The 7,095-nt window shown below is 67.9% G+C and carries 7 protein-coding genes; all 7 read right to left on the reverse strand.

Annotated features, from left to right (window positions below; genetic code table 11):
• Positions 1-357: biotin carboxylase N-terminal domain-containing protein (locus AC3FNH_RS32285; RefSeq protein ID WP_488722971.1), on the reverse strand; the 357-nt coding region annotated here is incomplete at its 3' end.
• A 73-nt stretch (positions 358-430) separates the two neighbouring features.
• The gene (gene bioB, locus AC3FNH_RS32290) at positions 431-1,456 is read right to left on the reverse strand and encodes a biotin synthase BioB (protein ID WP_276099169.1); all 1,026 of its coding nucleotides are present in this window, start codon (positions 1,454-1,456) and stop codon (positions 431-433) included.
• A 19-nt stretch (positions 1,457-1,475) separates the two neighbouring features.
• Entirely contained in the window at positions 1,476-2,222 is a 747-nt protein-coding gene (gene bioD / locus AC3FNH_RS32295; protein ID WP_488722972.1) for a dethiobiotin synthase, read from the reverse strand.
• Positions 2,219-3,445 carry an 8-amino-7-oxononanoate synthase gene (gene bioF, locus AC3FNH_RS32300; protein WP_276099167.1) on the reverse strand — a complete coding sequence of 409 codons (1,227 nt, stop codon included), beginning with the start codon at positions 3,443-3,445 and terminating at the stop codon, positions 2,219-2,221. The genes bioD and bioF overlap by 4 nt, the downstream gene beginning before the upstream one ends.
• On the reverse strand, positions 3,435-4,844 hold the full coding sequence (gene bioA, locus AC3FNH_RS32305) for an adenosylmethionine--8-amino-7-oxononanoate transaminase (RefSeq protein ID WP_488722973.1): 1,410 nt from the start codon (positions 4,842-4,844) through the stop codon (positions 3,435-3,437). The genes bioF and bioA overlap by 11 nt, the downstream gene beginning before the upstream one ends.
• A 340-nt stretch (positions 4,845-5,184) precedes the next feature.
• A complete protein-coding gene (locus AC3FNH_RS32310; RefSeq protein ID WP_488722974.1) occupies positions 5,185-5,973 on the reverse strand; it encodes an enoyl-CoA hydratase/isomerase family protein in 789 nt (262 codons plus the stop codon).
• A gap of 56 nt (positions 5,974-6,029) precedes the next feature.
• On the reverse strand, positions 6,030-6,857 hold the full coding sequence (locus AC3FNH_RS32315; RefSeq protein ID WP_276100873.1) for a dienelactone hydrolase family protein: 828 nt from the start codon (positions 6,855-6,857) through the stop codon (positions 6,030-6,032).
• Positions 6,858-7,095 lie beyond the last annotated feature (238 nt).

The raw sequence follows: 7,095 nt of genomic DNA on the forward strand, positions 1-7,095 counted from the left end.
GGCCGCGCTCTTGCTGCCCATCGCGTGGATCGCGGAGGCCGGCGGACCGATGAAGACCAGTCCCGCAGCCGCGCAGGCCTCGGCAAAGGCCTCGTTCTCGGAGAGGAAGCCGTAGCCGGGGTGGATCGCCTGCGCGCCGGTCTCCTTCGCCATCTCGATGATGTGGTCGGCGCGCAAGTAGCTGTCGCGCGCCGCGGCGCCGCCGATATGGACGGCTTCGTCGCAGAACGCCACATGGCGCGCATCGGCGTCGGCGTCCGAGTACACCGCGACCGTGCGGATGCCCAGCCGGCGGCAGGTGGCGGCGACGCGGCAGGCGATTTCGCCGCGGTTGGCGATCAGGATCTTGCTGAACATGAGCTCCCTCCTTTTGACCCGGTTATCGGGATCTTACGGCGGGGAGCTCTCCGCGTGGTGATTTCTTAACTATTCAGCCTGCGTAGCCTTCCGCGCGGATGTCCAGGCGGGCCAGCAGCGCGCGGTCACGGTCGGCCTGCGGGTTGCCGGTGGTGAGCAGCTTGTCGCCATAGAAGATGGAGTTGGCGCCGGCCATGAAGCACAGTGCCTGCAACGCTTCTTCCATCGCCTCGCGCCCCGCGGACAGGCGCACCATCGCGCCCGGCATGGTGATGCGCGCCACGGCAATGGTGCGGACAAACTCGAACGGGTCAAGCGCCTCGGTGCCGGCCAGCGGCGTGCCTTCCACCTGCACCAGGTTGTTGATGGGCACCGACTCCGGGTACGGATCCATGTTGGCGAGCTGCGCGATCAGCCCGGCACGCGCCTCGCGCGATTCGCCCATGCCGACGATGCCGCCGCAGCAGACGTTGATGCCGGCATCGCGCACATGGCCGATGGTATCGAGCCGGTCCTGATAGGTGCGCGTGGTGATGATCTTGCCGTAGAACTCCGGCGACGTATCGAGGTTATGGTTGTAGTAGTCCAGGCCGGCGTCCTTGAGCGCCTGCGCCTGCTCGGCCTTCAGCATGCCCAGCGTGACGCAGGTCTCCAGGCCCATGGCCTTGACCTCGCGCACCATGTCCATCACCGGCTCGAGGTGGCGGTCCTTCGGGCTGCGCCAGGCGGCGCCCATGCAGAAGCGCGTGGCGCCGTTGGCCTTGGCGGCGCGGGCGGCTTCCAGCACTTCATCGAGCGCCATCAGCTTCTCGGCCTTGACGCCGGCGTCATGGTGCGCGCTCTGCGGGCAGTAGCCGCAATCCTCTTCGCAGCCGCCGGTCTTGATCGACAGCAGCGTGGACAGTTGCACGGTGTTGGCGTCGAAGTTCTCGCGGTGCACCTGCTGCGCGCGGAACAGCAGGTCGTTGAACGGCAGCGCGAACAGCGCGGCGACGTCGTCGACGCGCCAGCGGGCGTCTTCGGGCAGCGCGTGGCTGCGTGCGGTCTGGCGCAGCGATTCTGCGGAAATGGTGGCGACGGTTTGAGTGGCTTGGGTCATGATCGGGTTCTGTTTTATGTTATGCAGCGAGGTCGTGGGCCTCGGACTGGTATTGGCTAGATCGGGCAGTCTGGGCCAGCAGCGGCGCAAGGTCGAGGCGCGCGGCGGCATCGGCCGGCGCCACTTGCCAGGGCAGCTCGCCCAGGCACGGCGCGTCGAGCGCCTGGTGCAGCGTCGCGATGTTCTCTTCGGCCAGCAGCACGTCGGGGTCGACGCGGTTGGCGATCCAGCCGGCCAGCGTGAGCCCGCGCGCGCGGATGGCCTCGGCGGTCAGCACGGCGTGGTTCAGGCAGCCCAGGCGGATGCCCACCACCATCACCACCGGCAGCGCCAGCATCACGGCAAGGTCCGCCGTGCTCCAGCGCACCGCGCCGGTATCGAGCGGCACATGGAAACCGCCGACGCCTTCGACGACCACGGCATCGGCCTGCTTGCGCAGCGCGTCGAAGGCATGGCGGATCGGCGCGCGCGTGATGCGCACGCCTTCCTGCGCTGCAGCCAGGTGTGGCGAGCATGGTGTACGCAGCAGGAACGGACAGGTCTGCGCCAGCGGCACCGTGACCGAGCTGGCGGCTCGCAGCGCGGCCACGTCATCGTTGTGCCAGTGGTCGCCGCGCCATTCGCTGCCGCTGGCCACCGGCTTCATGCCGGCCGCGGCATAGCCCGCCGCGCCCAGCGCGTGCAGCAGCGTGGCGCTCGCGTGGGTCTTGCCCACGCCCGTATCGGTGCCGGTGATGAAGCACTGGAACTTCGCAGGCCGGCTCATGCGGCCTCCTGCTTCGCTTCGGGCAGCACGACGCTGGCCAGCACGCCGACCAGCCGCTGTACGTCCGCGGCCGTATGCGAGGCCGACAGCGTGATGCGCAACCGCGCGGTGCCCTCGGGCACGGTCGGCGGCCGGATCGCGCCGACGCGGATGCCGTCGGCCTCCAGCCGCGTCGACAGCGCGAGCGAGGTGGCGTTGTCGCCGACGATCAGCGGTTGCACGGCGGTCGCACTGTCGCCCAGTTGCCAGCCCGCTGCCGCCGCCAGCGGCGCCAGGCCAGCGCGCAGGTCAGCGATCAGCCGGTTCAGGTTGGCGCGGCGCTGCCGGCCCTCCTCGCCCTCGATGATCGCGAGGCTGGCCATCAGTGCGTGCGCCACCGCGGGCGGCGCGGCCGTGGTGTAGATGTATGGGCGTGCGGTATTGACGAGGTGTTCGATGATGGTCTCGTGCGCGGCCACGAAGGCACCCGCCACGCCGGCGGCCTTGCCCAGTGTGCCGATGTAGATGAAGCGCTCCGAGTTCAGCCCAAGCGCCTGCAGCACGCCGTGGCCATCGTCGCCGAGCACGCCGAAGCCGTGCGCATCGTCGACGATGATCCACGCGTCATGCCGTTCGGCCAGCGCGAGCAGTTCGGCCAGCGGCGCCAAGTTGCCGTCCATGCTGAACACGCTGTCGGTCACGATCAGCTTGAGCGGACTGGTGCTGGCGCCGAGCAGCGCGTCCAGCGCGGCGGCATCGCAGTGCGGGTAGCGCTGCACGTCGGCGCGCGCGAGCCGGGCGCCGTCGATCAGCGAGGCATGGTTGAGCGATTCGCAGAACAGCGTCGCGCCGGCGGTGCCCAGTGCCGTCAGCACGGCCATATTGGCCATGTAGCCCGTGCAGAAGTACAGCGTGCGCGCTTGCGGGATGTACGGCGCGAACCAGCGCGCCAGTTCCTCTTCCAGCCGTGCGTGCGCCAGCGAATGGCCGCTGACCAGGTGCGAGGCGCCACTGCCGGCGCCGTACAAGCGCGCGCCCTCGGCAAGCGCGGCGACGACATCGGGATGGCTGGCCAGCCCCATGTAGTCGTTGCTGCAGAACGTCAGCAAGGACTGCGGAGCGGGCGTATCCACCGTTCCGACGGACTGGTGCGGGGCGCAGGCCGTATGCGCGATGCGGCGCCGGCGCGTGAGCGCGCGGGCCTGGCGTTCATCGGCGGCGCGGCGCAGTTGTTCAAGCAGCATGGCGAACCTCCTCGCTGGCATTGGCGGAACCGAGCACATCGTCCAGCGTGGCGAGCAGTTGCCCGGCCAGCCAGCGCGCCTGCGCGGCATCGAAGACATAGGGCGGCATCACGTACAGCGTGTTGCCGATCGGCCGCACCAGCAGCTCGCGCGCACGCGCAGCCTGGTGGAAGCGCCCGGCGAAGCTTTCGCCGGCCACCTCGTCGCGCACGTCGATGGCCCAGATCAGCCCGCGCTGGCGCATGCGGTGCAGGCGCGCATCGCTGGCGAACGGTGCCATCGCGTCGGCCAGCCATTGCGCGCGGGCACGGTTGTGCGCGATCACGTCGTCCTGCGCGAAGACATCGAGCGTGGCCAGCGCGGCGCGGCAGGCCAGCGGGTTGCCGGTGTAGGAATGCGAATGCAGGAAGCTGCGCGCGAGTTCGTCGGCGATGAAGGCACGCTGGATTTCGGGGCGCGACAGCACCAGCGACAGCGGCAGGTAGCCGCCGCTGATGCCCTTGGACAGGCACAGGAAATCCGGCCACGCATGCGCGGGCAGCGGCTGGTCCCCGTCGCGGCATTGTTCCCACGCGAAGAAGGTGCCGGTGCGTCCGCAGCCGACCGCGATCTCGTCGGCGATCAGGTGCACACGGTAGCGGTCGCACAAGGCGCGCGCGCCTTCGAGGTAGGACGGGTCATACATGGCCATGCCGGCCGCGCCCTGCACCAGCGGCTCGACGATCAGCGCGGCGATCTGGCCCGCGCGTTCGCGCAGTAGCGTCTCCAGCGCGGCCAGTGCACGCGTGGCTACGCCGGCGGCGGTCTCTTCCGAGGTGGCCTGGCGCGCGTCCGGCGACATCACCACATGCGCGCGGCGGATCAGCGGGTCGTAGGCATCGCGGAAGACATCCAGGTCGGTCACGCCCAGCGCGCCCACGGTTTCGCCGTGGTAGCCGTTGGCCAGGCAGACGAACTCGCGCTTGGCCGGCAGGCCGGTGTTGCGCCAGTAGTGGAAGCTCATCTTGAGCGCGATCTCCACGGCTGACGCACCGTCCGATGCGTAGAACGCGTGGCCGAGCGCGCCGCCGGTCAGCGCTGACAGGCGTTCGGCCAGTTCCACCGCCGGCGCATGGGTGCAGCCGGCCAGCATGACGTGCTCCAGCGTCTGGAGCTGGTCCGCCAGCGCGGCATTGATCCTCGCGTTGGCGTGGCCGAACAGGTTGACCCACCATGAGCTGGTGGCGTCGAAATAGCGTCGGCCATCGGCATCGTGGAGCCAGGGGCCCTCGCCGCGCACAATGGCCAGCGGCGTGGCGTCGTCGTCAGGGCGCAGCCGCGTGCACGGGTGCCAGACCGCGCGCTTGCTGCGCAGGCCAAGCGAATCGCCGGCCGGGACATGCAGGGACTGTTGTTCCAAGGGAGTCCTCCTTTGTTGACCCTTCTGCGTTGCGCGCCTGCGGCTGGGCCGGGCGATGGGAACGTTTAAGGGTTGGGGAGGGTCATGTTAGGAATGTCTTGGCGGGGCTGGCAAGGAGGATGGATTTCTTTAAATTGCCATCAGTTAGGCGAAGTTATGGCCTTTTTTATGCACAAAACACCCTAACTTGCTGTTGCGTGATGGGATCTTCACGGAAAATTCGGTTTGAAGTTTTTTGATGGGATGGGGTGCTTGGCGGGCGCCGCTGTTTCGCCGAGGTAGCCGGCGAAACAGCGGCGCCTGCCAAGAACGAAAACCCAATCATCCCCCACCCCCAACCTCACCCCACCCGCCACGACGCCACCCTCTTTTCCAAAAACGCCCTCACCCCCTCCCTCCCCTCCCCTGAAGCCCGAATCCTGGCAATCCGGTCCGCCGTATCAGCCAGCAAGTCGTTGTCGATGATCCGGCCCGAAACCTCCTGCACCAGCCGCTTGCTTTCACGCACGGCATTGGGACTGTTGCCAACCAGCGCCGCGGCAATCTCGGCGATCTTGGCATCCAGAGCCTCCGCAGGCACTACCGCATGCACAAACCCCAGCCGCAGCGCTTCGGCCGCGTCAAACCGCTCGGCGGTGATGAAGTAACGACGCGACGCCTGCTCCCCCATGGCACGGATCACATACGGGCTAATGGTCGCAGGCAGCAGGCCAAGCCGTGCCTCGGAGAGGCAGAAATGCGCATGCTCGGCCGCCACCGCGATATCGCACGCGGCGGCCAGCCCCACGCCCCCGGCATACGTATCCCCGTGGATTCGCGCAATGACCGGCCGCGGACACGACCAGATGGTGTGCAGCATCTGCGCGAGCGTCATCGCATCGGCGCGGTTCTCGTCTTCCGAGTAGCCGGCCATCTTCTTCATCCAGTTCAGGTCGGCGCCGGCACAGAACGCCGGCCCGTTGCCGGCAAGCACGATGGCGCGCACCTCGTCCATGTCGCCGAGCGCGCGGAAGGCGCCGGTCAGTTCGGCAATGACGGTTTCATTGAAGGCATTGCGCACATCAGGCCGGTTCAGCGTGACGCTGGCGATGTGGCTGGCAACGTTGACGGTAAGGGTAGTGAAGTCCATGTTGCGCTCCGGATGGAAGAGAAATGCAGGCCCGCGCGGCAGAAGCCGGCGCCGGATCAGGAGCCGTTCTCGAACGGCAGGCCAAGCGATCGGAAAAAGGCGCCGACTTCCGGCAGCCAGATCGGAATGCCCTCGCGCGCGCTGAACAGGCGGTGCGAGTCGCCGCCGAACTCGCCTACGTCGACCATGCGCGCGTCGGCCGCAGGCCCCTTGGCATTGGCCTTGTAGGCGTTGAACATGCGGTCAGGCAGCGGTGCGGGCCAGTAGCTGTCGTTGTCGCCGTAGATCCACAACGAAGGATAGCGCGCGTCCTTGCCATAGTCGCCGAAGGTCTCGATCAGCCGGTCCTCCCAGTCTGCACAACTCAGGTTGCGCAGGCCGCCGGCAAAGTTGACCACGCCGAGCACGCCGGGATACGAGATCGTGTTGAACGCCATGGTCGTCAGTCCGCCATGCGACTGGCCGATGACCACGATGCGATCCTTGTCCACATAGGGCTGGCTGACCATATAGTCGAGCGCGGCGACCACGTCCTCCGCCTGCTGCAGGCCATTGGTCTCGATATTGCAGCTGCCGCCAATGTACGGGCCGCCCGAGCGCGCAAAGCCCTGGCGCATCGGCAGCACCACGACGTAGCCGCGGCGCAGGAACTCGACGCTCTGCGCGGGAAAGCGCGCACGTCCCTGGAAGACAGGCTTGCCCGGTGACTTGCCGTGGTTGATCACGACCAGCGGAAACGGTCCTTCTCCGGACGGGCGGAACACTGTCGCCTCAAGCTCGATGCGGAATGGCGAGGCAGCCTTGGGCAGCAACACCACCTGCTCGGAAAACCGCACACGGCTCGCCTGCGCGGCCGACGCCGCGGGCGGCTGTGCCTGGGCCACGACCTGCGCATACAGCAGCAGGCCAAGCACAGGCAGCGTGGCAAGACGTCGAAGCAGTGACACTGGACAACCCATCACGGTGGCGCGAGGCGTGTGTTGCGAATGCCCTTACATGCGGAACACGCCGAACTTCATGTCATTGATCGGCGCGTTCAGGCTCGCCGACAGGCCCAGCCCCAGCACCGTGCGCGTCTGCGCCGGGTCGATCACGCCGTCGTCCCACAGCCGCGCGCTCGCG

The organism is Cupriavidus sp. 22TCCZM01-5 (assembly GCF_057798915.1).